The 23,130-nt window shown below is 57.4% G+C and carries 20 protein-coding genes and 3 tRNA genes; 12 read left to right on the top strand and 11 right to left on the bottom strand.

What is annotated here, in order from left to right:
• Positions 1 to 21 precede the first annotated feature (21 nt).
• The 4 genes from ACQE3E_RS15915 to ACQE3E_RS15900 form a co-directional block, all read right to left on the bottom strand.
• Positions 22 to 97, bottom strand: a tRNA-Gly gene (locus ACQE3E_RS15915).
• Between the two features lie 63 nt (positions 98 to 160).
• A tRNA-Cys gene (locus tag ACQE3E_RS15910) sits at positions 161 to 234 on the bottom strand.
• A gap of 47 nt (positions 235 to 281) precedes the next feature.
• Positions 282 to 357: transfer RNA gene (locus ACQE3E_RS15905), tRNA-Gly, on the bottom strand.
• Positions 358 to 407: 50 nt separating this feature from the next.
• On the bottom strand, positions 408 to 950 hold the full coding sequence (locus tag ACQE3E_RS15900; protein ID WP_071155652.1) for a hypothetical protein: 543 nt from the start codon (positions 948 to 950) through the stop codon (positions 408 to 410).
• Between the two features lie 233 nt (positions 951 to 1,183).
• On the opposite strand from ACQE3E_RS15900, the gene ACQE3E_RS15895 reads away from it, so the two are divergent.
• Genes ACQE3E_RS15895 through ACQE3E_RS15885 form a run of 3 tightly spaced genes read left to right on the top strand, consistent with a single transcriptional unit; the run spans position 1,184 to position 6,891 of the window.
• Entirely contained in the window at positions 1,184 to 2,482 is a 1,299-nt protein-coding gene (locus ACQE3E_RS15895; protein ID WP_313729775.1) for a TolC family protein, read from the top strand.
• A 15-nt stretch (positions 2,483 to 2,497) separates the two neighbouring features.
• Complete coding sequence (locus tag ACQE3E_RS15890; RefSeq protein WP_313729776.1) at positions 2,498 to 3,589, top strand: efflux RND transporter periplasmic adaptor subunit; 1,092 nt, start codon at positions 2,498 to 2,500, stop codon at positions 3,587 to 3,589.
• The gene (locus tag ACQE3E_RS15885) at positions 3,586 to 6,891 is read left to right on the top strand and encodes an efflux RND transporter permease subunit (RefSeq protein ID WP_427500826.1); all 3,306 of its coding nucleotides are present in this window, start codon (positions 3,586 to 3,588) and stop codon (positions 6,889 to 6,891) included. The genes ACQE3E_RS15890 and ACQE3E_RS15885 overlap by 4 nt, the downstream gene beginning before the upstream one ends.
• A gap of 147 nt (positions 6,892 to 7,038) precedes the next feature.
• Here ACQE3E_RS15885 and uvrA read toward each other — a convergent pair whose 3' ends face one another.
• Positions 7,039 to 9,855, bottom strand: a complete 2,817-nt coding sequence (uvrA, locus tag ACQE3E_RS15880) for an excinuclease ABC subunit UvrA (protein WP_427500825.1) — start codon at positions 9,853 to 9,855, stop codon at positions 7,039 to 7,041.
• 291 nt (positions 9,856 to 10,146) lie between these two features.
• On the opposite strand from uvrA, the gene ACQE3E_RS15875 reads away from it, so the two are divergent.
• Positions 10,147 to 10,923 (top strand): FkbM family methyltransferase, encoded by a 777-nt coding sequence (locus tag ACQE3E_RS15875; RefSeq protein WP_168033472.1) that lies wholly within the window; start codon positions 10,147 to 10,149, stop codon positions 10,921 to 10,923.
• A 476-nt stretch (positions 10,924 to 11,399) separates the two neighbouring features.
• On the opposite strand, the gene ACQE3E_RS15870 is transcribed toward ACQE3E_RS15875, so the two are convergent.
• The 6 genes from ACQE3E_RS15870 to ACQE3E_RS15845 all read right to left on the bottom strand — a co-directional run bounded on the left by ACQE3E_RS15870 (position 11,400) and on the right by ACQE3E_RS15845 (position 16,790).
• Positions 11,400 to 12,347, bottom strand: a complete 948-nt coding sequence (locus tag ACQE3E_RS15870) for a glycosyltransferase family 2 protein (RefSeq protein WP_071155640.1) — start codon at positions 12,345 to 12,347, stop codon at positions 11,400 to 11,402.
• Complete coding sequence (locus tag ACQE3E_RS15865; protein ID WP_313729780.1) at positions 12,347 to 12,703, bottom strand: EamA family transporter; 357 nt, start codon at positions 12,701 to 12,703, stop codon at positions 12,347 to 12,349. Before ACQE3E_RS15865 ends, ACQE3E_RS15870 begins: the two co-directional genes overlap by 1 nt.
• Positions 12,690 to 13,991 carry a hypothetical protein gene (locus ACQE3E_RS15860; RefSeq protein WP_427500824.1) on the bottom strand — a complete coding sequence of 434 codons (1,302 nt, stop codon included), beginning with the start codon at positions 13,989 to 13,991 and terminating at the stop codon, positions 12,690 to 12,692. The genes ACQE3E_RS15865 and ACQE3E_RS15860 overlap by 14 nt, the downstream gene beginning before the upstream one ends.
• A 251-nt stretch (positions 13,992 to 14,242) precedes the next feature.
• Positions 14,243 to 15,490 carry a hypothetical protein gene (locus ACQE3E_RS15855; RefSeq protein ID WP_168033464.1) on the bottom strand — a complete coding sequence of 416 codons (1,248 nt, stop codon included), beginning with the start codon at positions 15,488 to 15,490 and terminating at the stop codon, positions 14,243 to 14,245.
• Between the two features lie 45 nt (positions 15,491 to 15,535).
• Positions 15,536 to 15,880 carry a hypothetical protein gene (locus ACQE3E_RS15850; RefSeq protein ID WP_427500823.1) on the bottom strand — a complete coding sequence of 115 codons (345 nt, stop codon included), beginning with the start codon at positions 15,878 to 15,880 and terminating at the stop codon, positions 15,536 to 15,538.
• A 31-nt stretch (positions 15,881 to 15,911) separates the two neighbouring features.
• Complete coding sequence (locus tag ACQE3E_RS15845; RefSeq protein WP_064028602.1) at positions 15,912 to 16,790, bottom strand: HDOD domain-containing protein; 879 nt, start codon at positions 16,788 to 16,790, stop codon at positions 15,912 to 15,914.
• A 73-nt stretch (positions 16,791 to 16,863) separates the two neighbouring features.
• Here ACQE3E_RS15845 and prmB point away from each other — a divergent pair, with 73 nt between their 5' ends.
• Genes prmB through kdsB form a run of 8 tightly spaced genes read left to right on the top strand, consistent with a single transcriptional unit; the run spans position 16,864 to position 23,069 of the window.
• Positions 16,864 to 17,793, top strand: coding sequence for a 50S ribosomal protein L3 N(5)-glutamine methyltransferase (prmB, locus tag ACQE3E_RS15840; protein WP_427500822.1), 930 nt, complete (start codon positions 16,864 to 16,866; stop codon positions 17,791 to 17,793).
• A gap of 3 nt (positions 17,794 to 17,796) precedes the next feature.
• Complete coding sequence (gene aroC / locus ACQE3E_RS15835) at positions 17,797 to 18,885, top strand: chorismate synthase (RefSeq protein ID WP_427500821.1); 1,089 nt, start codon at positions 17,797 to 17,799, stop codon at positions 18,883 to 18,885.
• Complete coding sequence (locus ACQE3E_RS15830; RefSeq protein WP_427500820.1) at positions 18,886 to 20,043, top strand: MFS transporter; 1,158 nt, start codon at positions 18,886 to 18,888, stop codon at positions 20,041 to 20,043.
• A gap of 34 nt (positions 20,044 to 20,077) precedes the next feature.
• Complete coding sequence (locus ACQE3E_RS15825; protein ID WP_313729785.1) at positions 20,078 to 20,692, top strand: MotA/TolQ/ExbB proton channel family protein; 615 nt, start codon at positions 20,078 to 20,080, stop codon at positions 20,690 to 20,692.
• Positions 20,692 to 21,126 (top strand): ExbD/TolR family protein, encoded by a 435-nt coding sequence (locus ACQE3E_RS15820; protein ID WP_064028592.1) that lies wholly within the window; start codon positions 20,692 to 20,694, stop codon positions 21,124 to 21,126. The genes ACQE3E_RS15825 and ACQE3E_RS15820 overlap by 1 nt, the downstream gene beginning before the upstream one ends.
• Positions 21,123 to 22,124 (top strand): tetraacyldisaccharide 4'-kinase, encoded by a 1,002-nt coding sequence (lpxK, locus tag ACQE3E_RS15815; RefSeq protein ID WP_427500819.1) that lies wholly within the window; start codon positions 21,123 to 21,125, stop codon positions 22,122 to 22,124. Before ACQE3E_RS15820 ends, lpxK begins: the two co-directional genes overlap by 4 nt.
• A complete protein-coding gene (locus ACQE3E_RS15810) occupies positions 22,117 to 22,308 on the top strand; it encodes a Trm112 family protein (protein WP_064028587.1) in 192 nt (63 codons plus the stop codon). Before lpxK ends, ACQE3E_RS15810 begins: the two co-directional genes overlap by 8 nt.
• Positions 22,305 to 23,069 carry a 3-deoxy-manno-octulosonate cytidylyltransferase gene (gene kdsB / locus ACQE3E_RS15805; RefSeq protein WP_427500818.1) on the top strand — a complete coding sequence of 255 codons (765 nt, stop codon included), beginning with the start codon at positions 22,305 to 22,307 and terminating at the stop codon, positions 23,067 to 23,069. Before ACQE3E_RS15810 ends, kdsB begins: the two co-directional genes overlap by 4 nt.
• The last annotated feature ends 61 nt before the right edge of the window (positions 23,070 to 23,130 follow it).

Below are 23,130 nucleotides of genomic sequence, written 5' to 3'. Positions count from 1 at the left end.
GTGACGAAGAAATGGACGATTTGGAGCGGGAAACGAGACTCGAACTCGCGACCCCAACCTTGGCAAGGTTGTGCTCTACCAACTGAGCTATTCCCGCTTGAAGATGACATTGCCCGTTTGGGAAAATGTCGGTTTGATATCGACATCGGTCCAATACCTATGGAGGCTGCGACCGGAATCGAACCGGTGTATACGGCTTTGCAGGCCGCTGCATAACCACTTTGCTACGCAGCCGTTTAAGGTCCAACAAAAAAGCCGCGTAGCGGCGCGGCTTTAAAATTTGGAGCGGGAAACGAGACTCGAACTCGCGACCCCAACCTTGGCAAGGTTGTGCTCTACCAACTGAGCTATTCCCGCTTTGTTTCCGATCCGGCGTATTATAGGGTGTAAATTTTTTAAGTCAACAGTTATTGCAGGTTGATGCCGGAAGTCCAGGCGCGACGGCCTTGGCATTCGCCGCTGGCGGTAATTTCGACTTCGGCCCAAACCAGGTTTTTGTCGGTGGTATCGTTCTGGATTTGTAACAACTTGACCGGCGAATTCATCGGCATATGTTTGCATGCGCCGTCGCGGTCGTTTTCCTCGGTATCGTCGTAAGCCGCCAACGAGCCAGGGACGCCAACCAGTCTGACCGTGGCATTCGGATCGTAAGTATTCGGGCTTTTCAGAACGTAACTTTGTCCAACGACCAGCGGTTTTTGCTGATGAACGGGCAATTTGGGGTTCGATCCACCGCTAAAGATCATCAAGAGCAACAGCAAGGCCACGCCGCCGACGCCGCCGTAAAATACTTTCGGATTGGATTCCTTCAGGGCCAATATGGTCGCCAAAGCGTTAGCCGCTCCGGCTTCGACAGGGGCCGCGGCAGGTTCCGCAACTGATGCCGGTTGATTGGGTTCCTCGGCAGGGCTGCTGTTCTCTGTGTCGTTGGTGTTTTCTTCAAGGCTCATGCGATGTTTCCTCTTAAGCTAGTTATTATTATGGGACTGGCCGCTAAAGTTACCATGCTGACCAAACATTTCAAGCATTCGTTTAAAAGTCGTTTATTTTTGAGGGGTAGCTTGCGAGGTCTTATGAATTTAAGGCTGGAAAAATGCTCGGCTTGGCTATATATTAGGAAATACTTAATTACCCCCATTTCAACGCCATGCACACAACAGGTACACGTTTCGCAGTCTTGCTGATGGCTTCGTCATTGGGTTTGACGGCCCATGCCGAGTCGGCCGGCTCGGTTTACACATTGGCGCGGGCCATCGATCAAGCGTTGGCCGGCAATCCCGAACTCAACATTCTGCAAGCTAGAATCGAGCAGGCGAATGCCCAACTCGGCGAAGCCTTGGCCAGTTTTTATCCGCAGGTCAAAGCCAGCTTGTCCTACCAGCACAGCGACAATCCGGCGCAAGCGTTCGCTATGATCATCGCTCAGCGGCGGCTCGATTTTAACAGCGGTGATTTTAACCACCCAGGCGGCGTGGATAACTATCGCCCCCAAGTCACGGCTAGTTATTCGCTGTTTCGCGGCGGTCGGGATTACTATCTCGGTAAGGCCGCAGAGCTGGGAGTTGAGGCGTCGGAGCTGGAAAAATCGGCGCTTCGCAATCATTTGCTGAATAACGTGACCGCCGCCTATTACGGCGAACTGGCCGCGGTCGCGGCGCACAAGGTCAGTATCGGCGCGGTCGACGCGGTTGACAGCGAGTTGCGCCAATCCCGCTTGCGTTACGAGGCGGGCACCTTGCTGAAGTCGGAAGTCTTGTCGCTGGAGGTCCAATTGGCCGAAGCCAAGGATGCGGAAATTCAAGCGGCCAACGCCATCGAACTGGCACAGAACATGTTGAAAACCTTGCTCGGCTTGGGTGCCGGCGAGCCATTGTCGATAGCGGAGGCGGAGGCCGCGTTACCGGCCACGCCGGCGGCTTACGACGAGCTGTTGAATCAAGCGCGGACCCATCCGGAATTACAGGCGGCCCAAAAACGAGTCGAAATCGCCGAACGGCAACTTTCGGCCGCGCAAGGCGCGCATTTACCGCGCGCCGATGCTTACGTCAGTTACGGCTCCGATAGCCGGGACTTGGCTTTCAGTGCCAATCGCGACAATGTCACTGCCGGCGTCACGGTCGAGCTGGACTTGTTTTCAGGTTTCGCCACGCAAGAACGCATCAAAAAGGCCGAGCACGAATTGATCGCCGCCCAAGAAGCGGCGCGTCAGACCCGGTTACGTATCGAAAACGAGTTGCACAGTGCGCGCCTGAAACTGTCGGAAGCCCTGAATCGCGTGCAAGTCGCGGGCGTCGCGGTGTTGGCGGCCGAAGAAGCTCTGAGGCAGGTCAGCGAGCAATATCAGGCTGGCGTCGTGACGGTTACCCGCTATATCGAAGCCGAAGTGGCTAGAGACAAGGCCCACACCAGGCAAATCAACGCCCGATACGACGCGTTGCGCGCCGATGCGGAACTCAAGCAGGCTTACGGTGCTTGGCAATAAACTTCAGGAAGGAACATGACCTCTTCGAATACTCATTCCGCGTTGCCTGCTTGGGCAATTCCGCTGGCCGCCGTTTCGGCGCTGTTGTTGGTTATTTTCGTCGCATTGGGCATCATCGGCGGCCCAGAAAAAACCGAAGTCGGTACTACTCCGGCCGCCGTTAATTCGGTGCCGTCCGGCGCTCGAACTTACCGGGTCTCGTTGGCCGGTGCCGATCGGCTGTTGGAATGGCAGGGCGTGGTGCGTTCGCGCCAGGCCGTCAAAATCAGTCCGAAATTTTCCGCTCGGATAGTGGAGATTCCGGTTAAGGTTGGCGACAGGCTGAAAAAAGGCGAGGTGATTGCCAAACTGGACGACCGCGACCTGCGTGCCGCTTATAGCGCCGCGACTTCGGCGCAGGCCGCGGCTCAGGCTCAGGCCGTGCAAGCGGCGGCCGACGAAAAACGCGCTAGCGAACTGTTCGAAAAACAAGCCGCGACACGACAAAGCTACGACGCCGCGCTGGCTCGGGCGAAGGCGGCCAGGGCCTTGGCCGAGCAGGCCGCCAGTTCGGCTCGGCAAAGTCAGGTGATGATGGCCGAAAACGTGTTGTACGCGCCGTTCGACGGCGTGGTGGGCGAACGTTACCAAGACCCCGGCGATATGGGTGCGCCGGGGCAGCCGGTGGTCAGTTTTCATCAGCCCGATGCGCTCAGACTGGAAGTGCCGGTCGCCAGCGCGTGTAGCGGCCGCATCGGTTTGGGCGATGCCGCGGCGGTGCGTATCGACGGCGTTGAGCTGACCGGCCGGGGGGCGGAATTGGCGCCGGAAGTCGATCCGCAAACCCGCACCCGTCTGGTCAAAATCGATTTGCCGGTCACGCCCGGCTTGCAGCACGGTCAATTCGCCACCTTGGCGTTGCCTTGCGATTCGGTCGAATCGGCCCTATTAATCCCGGCCGGCGCGGTACTGAATATCGGCCAATTGCAGGCGGTGCGCGTGGTCGAAAACGGTGGGTGGCATGTTCGGCACATCCGCACCGGCAAGCGTTACGGCGAACGGCTCGAAGTGCTGACCGGCCTGCGCGACGGCGAAACCATCCTGGCGGATAGCGAGCTGGCCTTATGAGTTCGAGCAATGAGGCCAAAAAAGACACGCTGACGGTGGCGATTGTCCGGCTGTTCACCACGTCGCATCTGTCGCTGCTGTTCCTGCTGATCTCGCTACTGGCCGGCGCGGCGGCGCTGATACTGACGCCGCGCGAGGAAGATCCGCAAATCGTCGTGCCGGTGATGGATGTGTTCGTCAAATATCCCGGCGCGACGGCCGAGGAAGTCGAGAAGCGCGTGACGACTCCGCTGGAAGTGTTTCTAAAGCAAATTCAAGGCGTGGAATATGTTTACTCCGCGTCCAGTCCCGGTCAGGCGCTGGTCACGGTGCGCTATGAAGTGGGGCAAAGCATCGTCGATAGCTTGATCAAGACCCACGATAAGTTGCAGGCCAATCTGGACATCATCCCGCCGGGCGTCACCGATTGGGTGGTTAAGCCGGTCGAAATCGACGACGTGCCTATCGTGCTGCTCAGCTTGTCCAGCCCCAGGGCCGGCGAAGACAGCATGGCGGTTCGCCGGATCGCCGAGGAATTGATCGAACGCCTGCGCGCGATCGACGACATCGGCAAAAGTTGGGTGGTCGGCGCGGCGCCCAGGATGATTTCGGTATACCCCGACCCCGCCAAGCTGCAAGCCGCCGGTCTGGATTTGGCGGAGCTGCGGCAGGCCTTGTCGCAAGGCAATGCCAATCTGCAAATCGGTCATTTCAATCAAGCCGGAAAAGACATCTTGCTGGAAGCGGGGCCGCAGTATCAAAACCTCGAAGCCGTCGGCGCCACGGTGTTGAAAAACGTCGGCGGCCGTTTGGTTTATCTGCGTGACGTCGCCGAAATCCTCGACGGTCCGCAAGATACCGACTACTACACCCGAATTGGTTTTGGTCCGGCGGCGCATGAAGCGGAAACGGTTGGATATGCTTCCGGGCAACAGGTGCAAATCGGCGGCGGACCCGCTGCCGCATTTCCATCATCCCTGGCGGGCGAGGAAAGGCAAATGGCGACCATCGCGATCGCCAAGCGCAAGGGTGCCAACGCGGTAGCCGTCGCCGAACAAGTACTGGCGTTGACCGAACAATTACACGGCACGCTGATACCGGATGATGTGCAAATCAACGTCACCCGCAACTACGGCGAAACCGCCAACCATAAGGTCAACGAACTGGTGATGCACTTGAGCATCGCGATTTTGACCATCATCGTGTTGCTGGCCTTGTCCTTGGGTTTTAAGGAATCGCTAATCGTGTCGTTGGCGGTGCCGATGACGTTCGCTGTAACGCTGCTGCTGGATCTGATCTTCGGCTACACCATCAATCGGGTTACGCTGTTCGCGTTGATCTTGTCCTTGGGCTTGTTGGTCGACGACCCGATCGTCGATGTCGAGAACATCCATCGCCATTACAAGATGCGCAAGGAACCGCCGCTACAAGCCTTGCTGACCGCAGTCAACGAGATTCGTCCGCCGACGATATTGGCGACCTTTGCGGTGATCATGTCCTTCGTGCCGATGTTTTTCATCACCGGCATGATGGGGCCGTACATGGCACCGATGGCTTTCAACGTGCCGATCGCGATGCTGATGTCGTTGCTGATCGCCTTTACCGTTACACCTTGGGCCAGCTACAAACTACTGAAAGGCGATTACGGCAAGGATCATGGTCCCGAGTTCAAACTACACGACACGCGCGGCTTCAAGCTGTATCAAGCCATCATGCGGCCGCTGTTGGGCAATCAAGCCAAGGCCAAGGGGTTTTTGCTGATCGTATTCATTGCCTTCGTGTTGTCGGCGTTGATGGCGGTGTTCCGCGTCGTGCCTTTGAAACTCTTGCCGTTCGACAATAAAAACGAGCTGCAATTGGTCATCGACATGCCGCGCGGCTCGTCGCTGGAAGCCACCGACGAAGTCGCGGCGGCGGTCGGGCGCTATCTGGCCACCGTCAACGAGGTCGCCAATTATCAAAGCTATGTCGGTTTGGCCTCGCCGATGGATTTCAACGGTTTGGTGCGGCATTACTATTTGCGCCAAGGCGCTTACGTCGGCGACATCCGCGTGGTATTCGTCGATAAGACTCGCCGCGAACAACAGTCGCATGCGATTGCATTAAGAATGAGGCCCGAGATCGACAAAATCGAACGCCAATACGGCGCCAACATCAAGATCGTCGAAATGCCGCCGGGGCCTCCGGTATTGTCTAGTGTGGTCGCGGAGCTCTACGGTCCACCGGAAGCGAGCTATCAGGACATCATCAAGGTTTCCAATCGGGTGCGGGCTGAATTGGAACAAACCGAAGGCGTGGTCGATGTCGACGATTACGTCGAAGCGCCGCAAAACCGCTTGCATTTCATGCTCGATCAGGACAAGGCCGCGTGGCTTGGCATCACTACCGAACAAGTCGCCAACAGTCTGAAATTGGCCGTGGACGGTGGGGTGGCCGGCACCTTGCATATTGCCAGCGAGCGCCAGCCGCTGTTGATCGAGCTGCGCTTGCCGCGTTCGGCCCGTTCGTCGGAGGCCGATTTGCTGGCGCTGTCGGTTAAAACCGGGCAGGGCAAGCTGGTGCGGCTGGGCGAAATCGGCCGCTTCGAGCACGATCACGGCGATCAGACCATCTACCATAAAAACCTGGAGCGGGTGTCCTACGTGCTCGGGGAAATGGCCGGCCGCAGTCCGGTCGAGGCAGTGTGGGATTTGGGCGACAAGTTGGAAGAAAAACCGCTGCCGCCCGGTTATCGCGCCGAAATGGCCGGCGAGGGCGAATGGAAAATCACCGTGGACGTGTTTCGCGACCTAGGTTTGGCCTTCGCGGCGGCGATGGTGATGATCTACATCCTGTTGGTCGGCCAAACCGGCTCGCTGGGCGTGCCGCTAATCATGATGATCGCGATCCCGTTGACCGTGATCGGCATCATGCCCGGATTTTGGTTCATCAACCTGTTTGCGTCGGACGTCGGCCAATACGCCGATCCGGTGTACTTCACCGCCACCGCGATGATAGGCATGATCGCGCTGGCCGGCATCGTCGTGCGCAACTCCATCATTCTGATCGACTTCATCGAGAACATCTATCGGGGCAACCCGGACATCAGTCTGGCCGACGCCATTATCGAAGCCGGCGCCACCCGTTTGAACCCGATCTTTCTGACCGCCGCGTCGGCCGTGCTGGGCTCGGTGATGATCGTGCTCGACCCGATCTTTTCCGGCTTGGCCTGGAGCTTCATCTTCGGCATCATCGCATCCACGTTGTTCTCGCTGGTGGTAATTCCGTTGGTGTATTTTTTGATTAATAGGAATATGCTCAAGGAAGTCGCGCTCGAAGAGTAACTATTGGGTGCGGCCAACCTGCGGGAGGGCAATGTATGGCGTCAAGACTGATAAAGGCCGCGGCCGCGTTGCGCTTCTTCTGGCGCCGCGCGGAGCGGTGTTTGCCGGTTCCCGCCCTGCGCGGGGAATCAGGGGAGAACGGCGTGTCTAAGCAAAAAACCGTCGCAAATACTTTCCGGTATGCGAAGTTTTATGTTTGGCAATTTGCTTGGGCGTGCCTTCCGCCATCAGCGTGCCGCCGCCGCTGCCGCCTTCCGGCCCCATGTCGACGATCCAGTCGGCGGTTTTGATCACATCCAGGTTGTGTTCGATGACGATCAAGGTGTTGCCGTGGTCGCGTAGGGTATGCAGCACGCTGAGCAACTGCTTGATGTCGTGGAAGTGCAGGCCGGTGGTGGGTTCGTCGAGAATATATAGCGTGGTGCCGGTGTCGCGTTTGGATAGTTCTTTCGCCAGCTTGACCCGTTGCGCTTCGCCACCGGACAGGGTCACGGCGTTCTGGCCAAGGGTGATGTAGCTCAAGCCGACATCGATCAGGGTGTGCAGCTTGCGGGCCAGGCTGGGAATTGCCGAGAAAAACGCCGCCGCGTCTTCGACGGTCATTTCCAGTACTTCGTGGATAGTCTTACCCTTGTAGCGGATCTCCAGGGTTTCACGGTTATAGCGTTTGCCGTGGCAGATGTCGCAGGGTACGAAGATGTCTGGCAGAAAGTGCATTTCCACCTTGATTACGCCGTCGCCGGCGCAGGCCTCGCAGCGGCCGCCCTTGACATTGAAACTGAAACGGCCTGGATTGTAACCACGCGAACGAGCCTCCGGCACCGCCGAGAACAGCTCGCGGATCGGCGTGAAGATGCCGGTGTAGGTGGCCGGATTCGAGCGGGGGGTACGGCCGATCGGGCTTTGATCGATGTCCACCACCTTGTCGAATTGCTCCAAGCCTTCGATGGCCGCGCACGGCGCCGGAATACAACTGGCGCCGTTGATCAGACGCGCGGCGTGGCTATATAGGGTGTCGTTGATCAAGGTCGATTTACCGGAGCCGGACACACCGGTCACGCAGGTCAACAGGCCGATCGGGAAACCGACTGTGACATTTTTAAGATTGTTGCCGGTCGCACCCTTGATGGTCAATTGCCGGGCAGTATCATTGGGCGCGGTTTTTTTCGGAATATCGATACCGAGGCTGCCGGACAGATACTGGCCGGTCAGCGAATTGGCATCGGCCAGAATTTGCGCGGGCGTGCCTTGCGCGACGATTTGACCGCCGTGCACGCCGGCGCCGGGGCCGATATCGACCACGTGGTCGGCGGCGCGAATGGCGTCTTCGTCGTGTTCGACGACGATCACGGTGTTGCCCAAGTCGCGCAATCTGAATAGCGTATTCAGCAAGCGTTCGTTGTCACGCTGATGCAAACCAATTGATGGTTCGTCGAGCACGTACATCACGCCGACCAAGCCGGCGCCGATCTGGCTGGCCAGCCTGATGCGCTGGGCTTCGCCGCCGGACAGGGTGTCGGCGCTTCGATCCAGGGTCAGATAATCCAAGCCGACGTTGACTAAAAACTCCAGCCGTTCCTGGATTTCCTTGTTGATTTTGGCGGCGATTTCGCCGCGGTGGCCGGGAATCGTCAGCGTCTGGAAGAAAGCCAATGTCTCTCGAATCGGCAAGCGGGTGATGTGGTGTAGGGGTTGGTTTTCGACGAACACGTTGCGCGCCGCTAAATTCAGGCGCGCGCCGTCGCAGGCCGTGCAGGTCTGCTGCGCCAGATACTTGGCCAGCTCGTCGCGCACCATTTGCGAGTCGCTCTCGCGGTAGCGGCGCTCCATGTTGGGGATAATGCCTTCGAAGCTGTGCCGGCTGGTTTTGGCCTTGCCGTTGCCCATTTGGAATTGAAAGGCGATGGCCTCGTCGCCGCTACCATACAGAATCGCCGCTTGGACGGTTTTGGGGATATGCGAGAACGGCGCTTCCGGATCGAAACCGTAATGCGCGGCCAGCGCGCAGACGATTTGGTAGTAATAGGCGTTGCGTCGGTCCCAGCCGCGCACCGCGCCGCCGGCCAGGCTGATCTCGGGATTGTGCACCACCAATTGCGGATCGAAATGCTGGCGCACGCCCAGGCCGTCGCAACTGGGGCAGGCGCCTTTCGGGTTGTTGAACGAGAAAATCCGGGGTTCCAGTTCGCTGAGGCTGTAGCCGCAGTGCGGGCAGGCGTAACGTTCGGAGAACAGCAATTGTTGATCGCTTTCCATCGACGCGGCAATTGCCAGGCCTTCCGACAAGCGTAACGCGGTTTCGAACGATTCGGCTAGGCGTAACTGAATGTCGTCGCGGATCTTGAAACGGTCGACGATGACTTCGATGGTGTGTTTTTTCTTTAAATCTAGGGTAGGAGGCTCGTCCAGTTCGTAGACTTCGCCGTCGATGCGGGCGCGTAAAAAGCCCTGGGCCTTCAAGTCTTCCAGCAACAGCACATGCTCGCCCTTACGCGCGTTGACCACCGGCGCCAGCAGCATCCAGCGCTCGCCTTCGGGCTGCGCCAATACTTGATCGACCATTTGGCTGACAGTCTGCGCTTCCAGCGATACGCCGTGCTCCGGGCAGCGCGGAATGCCGACCCTGGCGTACAGCAGACGCAGATAATCGTAAATCTCGGTGATCGTTCCGACGGTCGAGCGCGGGTTGTGCGAGGTGGATTTTTGCTCGATGGAAATCGCCGGCGACAAGCCTTCGATATGGTCGACGTCCGGCTTCTCCATCATCGACAAGAACTGGCGGGCGTAGGCCGACAGCGACTCGACGTAACGGCGTTGGCCCTCGGCGTAAATGGTATCGAAAGCCAGCGACGACTTGCCGGAACCGGACAGGCCGGTAATGACGATCAACTTGTCGCGCGGTAGGTCGATGTCGATGTTCTTTAGATTGTGGGTGCGGGCGCCGCGTATGCTTATGGTGTCCATTGCTGAGCATAGTGAAAATTTACACAGCTCGATACTATAAAGGTTGGCCTGAGTCTGGGTAAAGAAGGCTGCGTAATTTATCCTTGGTCCGGATAATGGCAAATCCTAAGTTTTCCCGCATTTGAACGTCTTTTGTTTGGTCATCCGGATTTCGGGGCGGCTTATTAGCGGACTCAGAATAGACTGTTTGTTGAACTCCGAAACCTACATTGGTTATCAATGGAATAGCAGTGCTATGATTCGGTCGTTGACGATGTATTTCAAAGCTTAAATCCGACCTTTGGGGGATTAATGTCCGGCAAGATCATGGATTTTTACAACTGGGCTCGGCCTTGGCGAGAGCGGTTCGGTATATGGCACGGCCTGAAAATTGCGATGGTCATGCGTAAAGCACTTTGGTCTTTACCTGCGAACAGTGAAGTTGTTGTTAAAGTGCCAGGTATTTCTAAACCGATAACTCTTCGGGCCGGTACTTCCGATCCGGAAGTGTTTATGCAGATTTTTAAGGAACTTCAAGCTGATTTCCCCATTTCTGGTGAACCTCGAGTGATCGTCGATGCTGGTGCCAACATTGGATTGGCTAGCGTCGTGTTTGCACATCGGTTTCCTCAGGCGGAAATATTGGCGTTGGAGATTGACCGGCAAAATTTCGAACTATTACGGAGAAATACTGCGGACTATCCTAATGTCAAGGCAGTTTTGAAGGGGCTTTGGTCTAAAAAAACCGATATTTTTGTCACAAATCCTGGGGCCGAATCCTGGGCTTTTCAGGTATCTGAGCAATCTGTGTCGGATGGTCGGTCGATAAGCGCGTTGGGTGTGAAAGATATATTGGAAGAATATTCATACGCTAGAATCGATTTACTGAAGATAGACATTGAGGGGAGTGAGTATGAAGTTTTCAAGGATGGTGTTGACGATTGGATAGACCGGGTTGGAATGCTCGCCATAGAAGTACACGATAGATTCCGTCCCGGTTGTACGGAGGCGATTCGGCGAGCTCTGCAGCCTTATGGTTTTATTGAGTCAAACTGGGCGGAATACTTGCTGTTTACCCGCGATGAATGACATGCAAATGCGCAGATTAACTGGAAACACATAGGATATGTCTATCTCCGCCACTCCATCCAGACTCTTGTCGGGATTGTGTTACGCCTGTTGCGGATCTAAATGTTGGCGTACGTTCTGGCTATCTCAATTGGGTCAGGCGTAGCGCTCGGAGAACAACAGCAGAGTTGCTCGCCACTTTCCTTCGAAGTCGCAATAGCCAAGCCCTCCGACAAGCGCAAGGCGGTTTCGAAGGATTCGGTCAACCGAGTTGACGCGGGCGCGCGAAAAGCCCAGGGTCTTCCAGTAGTACACACGTGCTCGTCCTTGCGCGCGTTGACTAGCGGCGTCCAGCGCTCGCCTTCGGGCTGCGCCAATCTTGATCGACCACCTGACTGACAGTCTGCATGCTATACGGGCTGAATCCGGTCAGGCCGATTAGCGGGGCGAAGGCCTAGGCAACGATGCCGCGCGCGACGTGCGGGTTGGGCGCGCTTTCAAAGTTTGCCGTGTATCGGCAGGCGGGGTTCGCTTTGAATGTCGATCTGAATCGCGCCAAGTAATAATTGAAAGCCTAACACGATAGGCAGCACCGCCAACATCACGGTACCTGCGCTGGATAATACCCCGGCCATGCTGTTGTGGTACCAATGCCAGGCGCCGAATAAGGCGCCGCCGCCGAATAAGATCGAGCCGCTGATAAACATGATTGAAGCGGCATTAAAACCGCGTAGAAAATAACTGTAAAACAATCGCTTGAAAAAACGGTTTAAATACAGCCCGGAAAATTCGAAGACGATGCGGCCGATTGACAGGTTGCTCACCTCGTTGGCGTAAACCGCGCGCATCGGAACATCCTCGACCACCGCCCGCATCACGTTCAAACGGAATAACAGATCGGATTCGAAGAAAAAGCGCCGAGACAGTTTGTCGAGCGGCAATTCCTCGGCGATTTTGGCGTGTATCGCGACGTAGCCGTTGGTGGGGTCCATGATGTTCCAATAACCGGTCGACATTTTGGCGATGAACGACAATAGGGTGTTACCCAATAGACGCAAAGTCGGCATGCCGTGCAGATAATCCAGCCGGTAAAAGCGGTTGCCCTTGCAATAGTCGGCTCGTCCCAAGCGAATCGGTTCGACGAATTTGTCGATCAGGGCGGGATCCATCTGGCCGTCCCCGTCGATTTTGACGATGATGTCGGTGTGGTCGGCCAAGGCGGCGCGGATGCCGGAGATTACCGCTCCGCCGACGCCTTGGTTTTTAGCGTGACGCAGAATTCTCAGGCGCGGATCGCTGAGGTGTTGTTCGACCCAGTCGGCGGTTCGTTCGGGGCAGGCGTCGTCCACCAAATAGATCGCCGACACTTGCGGACCGATCCGGGTTAATACTCGCAGCACTTCGGCGCCGGTCTTGTAACAGGGAATCACTACCGCAATCCGCATCAGGCGCTTCCTATCGCGACGATGCCGGCGACGATCAGTAGCGAGCCGAATAACATTTGTAAATTCCAGACTTCGCCAAACAGATAGTGCGCTGCCAGCGGCACGATTAAGTAGGCCGCCGCGGTGAACGGATAAGCCTTGCCTAGCGGAACCGAATTTAGGACGTACACCCACAAGCCGGTGGTCAGTGCGTATAACAGCAGGCCGCCGAGCAAATAGGGATTGCGCAGGGCATCCAGCAGTCCGGCGCTGAGAGTAGCGGTTGAAATTGAGGTTGCGGCCTTTTTAAACAGTAACTGACCGGCCGCCAACGCCAGCGTTACAGTCAGGCACAACAACAGACTAAGTGGTTTCATCGGCGCGCCTCCTCAGCCAAGCGGGCATGCGCGCGACCAGACCGGCGGCCAGCGCGTATGCGATCGGATAGATCGGGAAGGCGTAACGCGGTAGCGGCGCCAACACGGTATGAACGGCGGTGAAATAGACGACCAGCGCCGCGCAAAGCAACCACGCCGGCTGGGTCGCGGGACTCGAGCGGCGGCGGCAAAGGTCGATCAGAGTCCAAAGGCAAGCGGCGGCCGTCAGCGCGATGATGAACGGATGCAGCGCCATCATGCCGTTCAAGCTGGCCGCCGGAATGGCTTGCCGGGTAAATACCGACGAATTGATGTTATAAACGTACGGGCCGCCAGGGCCGGCCACTTCTTCGGCTTGCCAGTACATCATCGGCTTACCGAACACATACCAATTTAAAAATTTCCAGGGTTCCGCTGCGGCGCGCTCGCGAATGACCCGATAGGCCTCACCCAAGCTTTGGCTCATGTCCGCATATTGGGGGTCTTCTCGGTAGGGATACGCTTTAAACTCCGGGCTTTTAAAAATTAAGTCGGGGTAACCGCCCAAGGTCAGGGCCGCCGCAGCCAAACTGACTTCTCCGGCTTGGCGGTGCTTGGATTGCCAAATTTGCCAGGGTGACCAAATCACTGCGGCGGTCACAGCCATGATCAGGCAATTTTTTAAATGGTTTCGGGTCCACCAAGCCAGCGGCAGCAGCGTGCCGGGAAGCAGCAATACAGCCGGGCGGACGTAAGCCGCTAAAGCCAATACCACGCCGCATGCCACGAATAGGGTCGGGCGACCTCTCGAAAACCCGGCAAGCAGCAGGGCCAAGCAGAATGTGATCAAGAAGCTCGACAAGGTTTCTGTCAGGATATAGCCCGCTCCGATAATCAATTGTGGCGACAGCGCGACCAACAAACCGGCAGGGACTGCGGCTTGCAAGCCACCGATCCGTAACGCCAAGTAGAACGCGCCCACGACGGTCAGGCTGGATAGAAGCGCCTGACTCAGTAAAACGGCATTGTAAAAGTGCTGGATGTCACCGGTAGCGTCCAATATTGCCGCTAGAAAGGCCGGATAGCCGGGACTGATCAACGTGGATGGCGTAAACGGGGCCGATTCGGCCAGCGAATAACCGTGATTTTCGACCAAATTGATTGCCAGTTGCAGATATTTGCCGGCGTCGGCTCGAAACGGGTAGTCGATTTCCATCGAGTATACGTAGCTCAAACGCGGCAGCAGTCCGCAGACGAAAACGAAAGCGGCAAACATTGCCGCCGAATAGGGTTTTGCCCGCAGTGTCATCGGATTTAACAAGTTGAGGTGAAAACCTATCGTTGTCTTCGAGAAAGCACGCGGCGTTCCCGCGACAACGATAACCGGCATCTAACTGTAGCCGAAAAATCTCGGAAGTCCGTCAACAGGTCTCCGAAACATGCGCGCGAATATGGCCGATTAACGTGGCGCGGTTTGGATTGAAGGCGGCTGTAATGGCGGTGGAGCCGTTTTACGCGGCAACGTCGCAAGTTCCACAACTTCCGAAAAGCCGCCGGATGTTAGTCGATAGTCTGAGTCCAGCGGCAGCGTTGCTTGACGGTTTCGGCGGTATGCGGATTGGCGATGCCCTTGGCGATCAGTGCGATGACTCGGTCATCGGTATCGTAGCCGACGTGGGCATCCATCGGGTTGGCCAGTTTGCCGAGCCCGAAGGCGTCGTAGACCCGGGCCACGTTGATATTGATGTTGGTGACGTTGACGCACAGGCGCGAATCCAAATATTTGTTGGCGAAGTCGTGCGGGATCGCGTAGCTGAGTAAGTCGTTGGGGTCGCTGAAGGCAATGATCGAGGTTTTGGCCATGATGCGCTCGGCGTATTTGGCACCGTCGGCTCGGCAATAAGCGGCCGATTGATTGGCGACTTCGGGCAACGAGCGCCCCAATTGCAGCATCGGCAATTGGTTGGACATCATGTAGATCGGAATTTCCTTATTTTTAAGAATATTGGTTAGTGCCGTGTAATAGCTGGCGGTTTCGCCGTTGCCCAGCTTGGCGGCGATTTTCTGCAGGCCGTCTATCGTAATTCGGCTGCCCAGGCTGTGCGAGACGAAGGCATAGCTATCGTTGTAAAACGGCGTGACGTTCTTGGTGGTGCAAACTTGGCGCACTTCATCCGGCAAACTGTTCCAGTCGCCCTGTATCATCCAGCAAAACGACTGAGCGAAGGCCGACAGGATGTCTTCGCGTTTCTCGCCCAGATAAATGATCGGGTCGGGGCCGGTGTCGTTGGAGAATTTTTTCAGCAGATCGTTGACTTCCGCGCGCCGAAACGACTGTTCGCCGGAGTTGTCGTAGGACAACACTTCTTTTTCCTTGGCGGTGATTTCTGACCAGGTCAGCTCGTAAAATAGTAATTCTTGAGTTTGGCTGGCGTCCAGATAGCGGTTGATACGCAAATTGCCCAACGGCTTTTCCGGTACCGCCGTATCCGCCAATTGGATATTTTTGACGTTTTTGCTGGTGACGGTCAGGTCCAATTCCTTGGTCAGCTTTTCCATGAACTGCGTCGAATAACCGGGCAAATGATTGCCGACGCCATGCACCATCAAAACCTTCATCGTCCGCTTGGGGACTTCGAGTTGCGGTTTAATGCCGTTGAATTTGTCGCCCTTGATTTCGCAGACCCGGGTATCTTCCTGATCCTGCTTTTCCAATATCGCTTCGGTGATGCCTTTGCCGATGCTGGAGCAGCCGGTCGTTACCAGCGCCATCGTTAGTAGTAGGGGGATGCAATCGAGTCGGTTCATGGGGCGAGTTTATAAGTGGTGTTTTGCCGATCGGCGCTTCGAAAATTATTTATCCAGTTTCTTTTTGGAGGCGTCGGCTTCCGCGCCGATTTTTTCGACGGCTTCCCGATACTTGGCCTGAGCCTGGTTGGCCGATTCGGCGATGATGGCATTGTCGGTATTGGCTTCCTTGATCAGGCATTCGAAATAATCGCGGGATTTTTGCTGCCAAGTGTTGATTGCGGCGATACTTTTATTGAAAGTATCCACGTCGCTGTCGTCGATGACCGGCGCGTCGGGTTTGACGCCGCAGCCGGCGGGCTGCCAAGCGCCGCCGGACAAGGTGCCGGCCGTGGCGGGACCCGCGAACAGCAGGGCGCAAAAGCTGAAAGACAGAATCGGGGTTTTCATCGGCGGACTCCTTGAGTGTCGGTAGGGTGGATTAACTGAGCATCTGGCGTATGTGTTCGATTTCATCCTTGGCCTGATCCAGCACGTTGATGCTCAGATCGGCGTCCAGATTGCCGGCGGCGATTTTTTTATAGGCCGGCAAGTCGTCCATTTTGGGCATTTTCTTGATGTCGACCTTGCCGATGAAACTATGCAATTGCGAGATCATCACGATATCGCAGTAGCTGGCCTGGGCGCCGCCGTCGCGGTACCAGTTTTCGGCCTGAATGATGACATCCTCGAAATCGCTGGGAAAGTCCCATTTGCGAACGATCTGCACGCCGATCGGCGCGCGCAGTTCCCGCACCGCTTCGGCCAAGTCGTCGGGGTTGGTCAGAATGTCGGGTTGGCGGTCGGCGTAAGCCAATATCGGTACGACGCCGATGTCGTGAATCAGGCCCGCCAACATGGCGCGGTCCGGGTCGAAGCCCGGCGTCTTGTGCGCCAGTACCGCACTGATCGCCGCGACATAGCTGCTATGCGACCAGAGTTCCTGCATCTTGCGGCGTATCACCGGCGATTTGGCATTGAACACCGCCTTCAGCGCGAACGCGGTGATGATGTCCTGGGCGGCTTTTAGGCCTAGCCGGGTCAACGCTTCCGGGCAGCTTTCGATTCGGCGGCGGCCCCTGTATAGCGGACTGTTGGAGATCTTGATCAAGCGCGCGGTGATGCTTGGATCGATCTGTACGACGCGAGCGATTTTATTGCTGTTGGCGCTGGGTTCGTTGATCGCCCGACGGATTTTCACCGAGACGTCGGGAATGGTCGGTAAAGCCAGGGAGTCGGATTGCATGTATTTGAAGCAATCCTGGTACAAGCGGTTTTTCGCCAGTTTGCTGTTTAGCGGGGGAGATATGGCCTCGGTCATTGTGTCGCTTAATTCGGACAAGCACGGGGGATTGGTTTAAAATCCGCCGCTTATGTTTAATCACCAATCGTCTATGAATCCAACATCGCCGGATGTTATCACAAGCCTGACCACCATCAGAGACTATATTCGCTGGGGTGCCAGCCGTTTCGCCGAGCACGGAATCTTTCTGGGGCACGGTACCGCGGCCCCGCTGGACGAAGCGGCGGCCATCGTATTGCATACCTTGCATCAGCCCTACGATTTGGCCGAGGCCTATCTGAACAGCGTGTTGACGATGTCCGAGCGCCAGGAAGTCTTGAATCTGATCGAGCGCCGCATCGTCGAGCGCAAGCCTTCGGCCTACCTGACCCATGAAGCGATTTTCGCCGGCTTGTCGTTTTACGTCGATGAGCGGGTGTTGGTGCCGCGCTCGCCGATCGCCGAATTGATCGCCGAGCGCTTCGAACCCTGGGTCGACGAATCCGAGGTGTTCAATGTGCTGGACCTGTGCACCGGTAGCGGCTGCATCGCGATCACATGCGGCTACGCCTTTCCGGAAGCGCGTATCGATGCGCTGGATTTGTCGGAAGATGCGTTGGCGGTCGCTCAAATCAACGTCGAGAAACACGAGTTAACCGAACAAGTCGAGCTTTTCCAATCCGATCTGTTTAAACAACTGCCGGTCAAGCCTTACGACATCATCGTCAGCAATCCGCCTTACGTGGCGTTGGCGGAATGGCAAGCGTTGCCGGCCGAGTTTCACGCCGAGCCCGCCATGGGTTTCAAGGGCGGCGAGACCGGGTTGGATCTGGTGGTCCGTATCCTGGCCGACGCCAACCGGTATTTGGCGGAGCAGGGCATCTTGGTGGTCGAGGTCGGCAGCAGCGCCGAGACCTTGCAGGCGATGTTTCCCAACGTGGCCTTCCATTGGCTGGAATTCGAACGCGGTGGCGACGGCGTGTTTCTGTTGACCGCCCAACAGGTCGCGGCCCACCACACTCTTTTTGCTAGCGCTTTATAGATCATGTCCGGAAATACCATAGGCAAACTGTTTACCGTCACCACCTTCGGCGAAAGCCACGGCCCGGCGCTCGGCGCGATCGTCGACGGCTGCCCGCCGGGATTGGAACTTTGCGAAGCCGATTTGCAATTCGATCTGGATCGCCGCAAGCCCGGCACGTCGCGCCACACCACCCAGCGCCGCGAAGCCGACGAGGTCAGGATTCTGTCCGGCGTGTTCGAAGGCAAAACCACCGGCTGTCCGATCGGCTTGTTGATCGAGAACACCGACCAGCGCTCCAAGGACTACGGCAAAATCGCCGACAGTTTCCGACCCGGCCACGCCGATTACACCTACCACCATAAATACGGTTTTCGCGATTATCGCGGCGGCGGCCGTTCGTCGGCGCGGGAAACCGCGATGCGGGTCGCGGCCGGGGCGATCGCCAAGAAATATTTGCTGCAGCAGCACGGCGTGCAGGTGCGCGGTTATTTGTCGCAATTGGGGCCGATCAAGATCGAAGCCTTCGATTGGCAGGAAATCCCCAACAATCCGTTTTTCTGTCCCGACGCCGGTAAGGTTGCCGAGATGGAGCGTTACATGGATGCCTTGCGCAAGGAAGGCGAATCTATCGGCGCCAAGATCGAGGTCGTCGGCAGCAACGTGCCGCCGGGCTTGGGCGAGCCGATTTTCGACCGCCTGGATGCCGAACTGGCTTATGCTCTGATGAGTATCAATGCCGTGAAAGGCGTGGAAATCGGCGACGGCTTCGAGTGCATCGCTACCAAGGGCACGCAATTTCGCGACGAAATCACCCCGGACGGTTTCTTGAGCAACCACGCCGGCGGCATCTTGGGCGGCATTTCCACCGGGCAGGACATCGTCGCGCGGATTGCGTTGAAACCGACGTCCAGTCTGCGCTTGCCCGGCCGTAGCATCAATAGCAAGGGAGAGCCGATAGAGGTGGTTACCGAAGGCCGTCACGACCCTTGCGTCGGTATTCGAGCCACGCCGATCGCCGAGGCGATGGTGGCGCTGGTGCTGATGGATCATCTGTTGCGCCACCGCGCTCAAAACCTGCACGTCGATTGCGGATTGCCGATCCTACGTTAAATGCCCGTTCCTTACTGGCGTTTATCGAGCTTTTACTTCTTTTATTTCGCGACGCTGGGTTCGTTCCTGCCGTTCTGGAGTCTGTATTTGCGGCAGGTCGGGTTTGCCGCCGATCAGATCGGCGAGCTGACCGCGCTGATGGTCGCGACCAAGATCGTCGCGCCCAATTGCTGGGGCTGGTTGGCCGACAAAACCGGCCGCAATCTGGGCCTGATTCGGCTGACCTCGCTGCTGGCGGTAGTCAGTTTCGCGGCGTTTGCCTATCGTAGCGACTTTCGTTGGTATGCGGCGGTCACGATATTGTTCAGTTTTTTTTGGAACGCGACACTGCCGCAGTTCGAAGCCGCGACCTTGTTTCATTTGAAAGCCGAGCCGCAACGTTACAGCCGGATTCGGCTGTGGGGGTCGATCGGGTTCATCACGGCAGTGTTGGGCATAGGCCGCTTTGTCGACGCTTTCAGCATCGCTTATTTGCCGCTCATCATTGCCGGCTTGATGATTCTGAATTGGTTGACCGCGCTGATCACGCCGGAAGCGGCGCCGCGTCACGCGAGTCGCGGCGGCGATGCCGGTTTGTGGCGGGTGCTGCGCCGGCCGGAGGTTCTGGCGTTTTTGTTGGTCTATCTGTTGCTGCAGGCCGCGCACGGGCCGTATTACGTATTCTATTCCGTGTATTTGCAGCAACACGGTTATTCGGCCAGCGCGACCGGTCTGCTGTGGGCGTCCGGCGTCGCCGCCGAAGTGTTAATCTTCGTCGCGATGCGGCCCTTGCTGAAATGGATAGGACCACGCGGCCTGTTGCTGGCGTCCATCGTACTGAGCGTGGCGCGCTGGATGCTGATTGCCGACGCGGTCGACTCGCTGGCGCTGACCGTTGTCGCGCAACTGTTGCATGCCGCGACCTTCGGCGTGGCCCATGTCGTGGCGATGCAGTTGCTATTTCAATATTTCGGCGAAACCCATCAGGCCAAGGGGCAGGCCTTGTACAGCAGCGTCAGTTTCGGAGTCGGCGGCATGTTGGGTAGTTTGTACAGCGGTTACTTCTGGACGTTGCTGGGCGGGCGTCTGGTTTACATCATCGCCGCGCTGATCTGCTGTCTGGCCTTGCTGGCGGCTTATCTGGGCGTTGCTCGGGAAAGCCGGCCGCGAATCGGTTAAAATTTGTCCGAAGTCACTACGAGGAAACGAAAGAGTGTTCGAGGTAATCAGAAACGGCGGCTGGATGATGGCGCCCATCATTTTATGTTCCATCGTCGCGATGGCGATTATCGGCGAGCGCTTCTGGTCGCTACGACGCAAACGGATTTTGCCGGTCGATCTGGTGCCTTACATTTGGCAGTTGCACCGCGAGCACAAGTTGGACGAGGCGGCGATCCGCCGGATCAAACTCAGCTCGCCGCTCGGGCGGATACTGGCGGCCGGCTTGGTCAATCGTAAGCATGGCCGGGAAATCATGAAGTCCAGCATCGAGGAAGTCGGCCGCCAGGTCGCTCACGAACTGGAGCGCTATTTGAACGCGCTGGGTAGTATCGCATCGATTACGCCGCTGTTGGGCCTGCTCGGTACCGTGGACGGCATCATTCGGGTGTTTTCCGACATCGCGGTCGGCGGTATGGGCGACCCGGCGGTGCTGAGCGGCGGCATCTCCGAAGCCTTGATCTGTACCGCTTCCGGCTTGACGGTGGCGATTCCCAGTCTGTTCTTTCATCGCTATTTCGAGCGTTTGGTCGACGACCACGTGGTGCGGATGGAAGAGGAGTCGTTGCGTTTGATCGACATCATGCAGGGCGCGCGGGAGGAAACCTGATGGACTTTCGCCGCAAGCGCCGGGCGCCGGTCGACATCGGTTTGATTCCGATGATCGACGTGTTGCTGGTGTTGCTGTTTTTCTTCATGGTGGCGACGACGTTTCGGCATCATTCCGAACTGAAGATCAATCTGCCCGAAGCCCAGGGCAACGACACTCAGCCGCGCGGTAAGGAAATCAATCTGTACGTGGACGCCAAGGGCGTTTACGCGCTGGCCGGCGACGATAACCAGTTTCACGAACTGGTCAACCAAACTCCGGAAGGTTTGCGGACCGAACTTGCGAAACTGGCCGGCGAAACCCGTTTGTTACCGTTCATCATCAGCGCCGACGGCAAGGCGCCGCACCAGGCCGTCGTCGGCGCGCTGGATGTCGCCAATCAATTGGGCTTTCACCATATTACCTTTGCCGTGAATAAGCCGGAGCCGCGATGAAAGCCCGCCTGATCCGTTGGTTTGAGGACGCCTGGTACAAGGAAATGTATTTGTCCGCCTGGCTGATGCCTTGGTCGATGTTTTATGTCGATGCGATACGGCTGCGGCGCTGGCTTTACCGGGTCGGCATTTGGAAGACGATAAAGTTACCGGTGCCGGTTATCGTGGTCGGCAACGTCACCGTCGGCGGTACCGGCAAAACGCCATTGGTGGTGTACGTTGTCGAATGGCTGAAAAGCCAAGGCTATCGGCCCGGCGTGATTAGCCGTGGCTACGGCGGAGCGAAAGACCAGAAGCCGCGCTGGGTCACCCCCGCCAGCGATCCGGCCCAGGTTGGCGACGAAGCCGTGCTGTTGGCGGCGCGTTGCGCCTGTCCGGTGGTGGTTGGCGCCGACCGGCCGGCCGCCGGCCGCGAGTTGCTGTCCAAACAAGCCTGCGACGTGCTGGTGTCCGATGACGGCCTGCAACATTATGCGTTGGCCCGCGACATCGAAATCGTCGTGATCGACGGTCAGCGGCGTTTCGGCAACGGCTATTGCCTGCCGGTCGGGCCGTTGCGCGAGCCGCCGGAACGTGTTAAGCAGGTGGATTTGGTCGTCGTCAACGGCGGTAACGAGCTGTTGGAACGCGAAATTGCCATGCAATGCCGGGGCGATACGTTGATCAATTTGCAGTCCGGCGAGCGCCGGCCGCTGGCTGAGTTTGCCGGCCTGGATTGCCGGGCGATTGCCGGGATCGGTAACCCTCAGCGTTTTTTCCAGCAGCTGGCGGAGGCCGGTTTGCGGTGTTCCGGCACGGCGTTTCCCGATCACCATATCTATTCCGCCGCCGATCTGGGTGGCGACGATGGCACACCGCTAATCATGACCGAGAAAGATGCGGTTAAATGCCGCTACCTTGCTCGGCCGAATTTCTGGTATCTGCCGATCGCCGCCGAATTGCCGGAGGCGTTCTCTCAACAATTGCTCACACTACTGAAAGATAAAGCCCATGGATAAAAAATTGCTCGAGATCTTGGCCTGCCCGATCTGCAAAAGTTCGCTGATCTACGACAAGGACAACCAGGAATTGATCTGCAAGGCCGACAAACTGGCCTTCCCGATCCGCGACGGCATTCCGGTGATGTTGGAAGACGATGCTCGCGAACTGAGTTTCGAAGAAGCGGAAGCCTTGCGCAAATGACCGCGTTCAAAGTGGTGATTCCGGCGCGTTACGCGTCCACCCGTTTGCCTGGTAAACCGTTGCTGGACATCGCCGGCAAACCGATGATCGCCCATGTTTGTGAGCGGGCGCTGGAAGCCGATGCCGAGCAAGTCGTCGTCGCCACCGACGATAGCCGAATATTCGATACGGTGTCCGCGCTGGGAATACAAACCGTGATGACCGATCCTAATCATCAATCCGGCACCGAACGCATCGCCGAAGTGGCGGAAAAGCTCGGCTGGCGGGACGGCGACATCGTCGTGAATCTGCAGGGCGACGAGCCCTTGATACCGCCGGCCTGTATCCGCGACGCGGCCGAAGCCTTGGCCAGACAAAAACAAGCCGGTATCGCCACGCTGGCCGCGAAAATCGAAGATGCGGACGAGATCTTCAATCCGAACGCAGTCAAAGTGGTGCTCGATCAACACAGTTACGCGCTGTATTTCAGCAGGGCGCCGATACCCTGGCATCGCGCCAGTTTCCCGGATTGCCGCGACACCGCCGGATTAAACATGCCTTATTTGCGTCACATCGGCCTTTACGCCTACACGGTCGGATTTTTAAAGCGCTATTGCGGTTGGAGCCCATCGCCGCTGGAAAGTGTCGAGGCGCTGGAGCAGTTGCGCATTCTCTGGCACGGCGAGAAAGTCTTGGTCCAGATCGTCGACCGGATCCCGGAAGCCGGTGTCGATACCGAGGAGGATTTGCGGCGGGTTGCGGCACGACTGGCGCGGGCTTAGATCAAGTGGTTTCACCTTGCATCGCTGGGCGTGTATCGCCGCGATTCCGCTCGGGTCCCGC

The sequence above is a fragment of the Methylomonas sp. MED-D genome, from assembly GCF_050276835.1.
GTDB classification, from domain to species: domain Bacteria; phylum Pseudomonadota; class Gammaproteobacteria; order Methylococcales; family Methylomonadaceae; genus Methylomonas; species Methylomonas koyamae_A.
The sequence above is the reverse complement of the archived record's forward strand: the minus strand, read 5'-3'. Positions and strand labels throughout refer to the sequence as shown.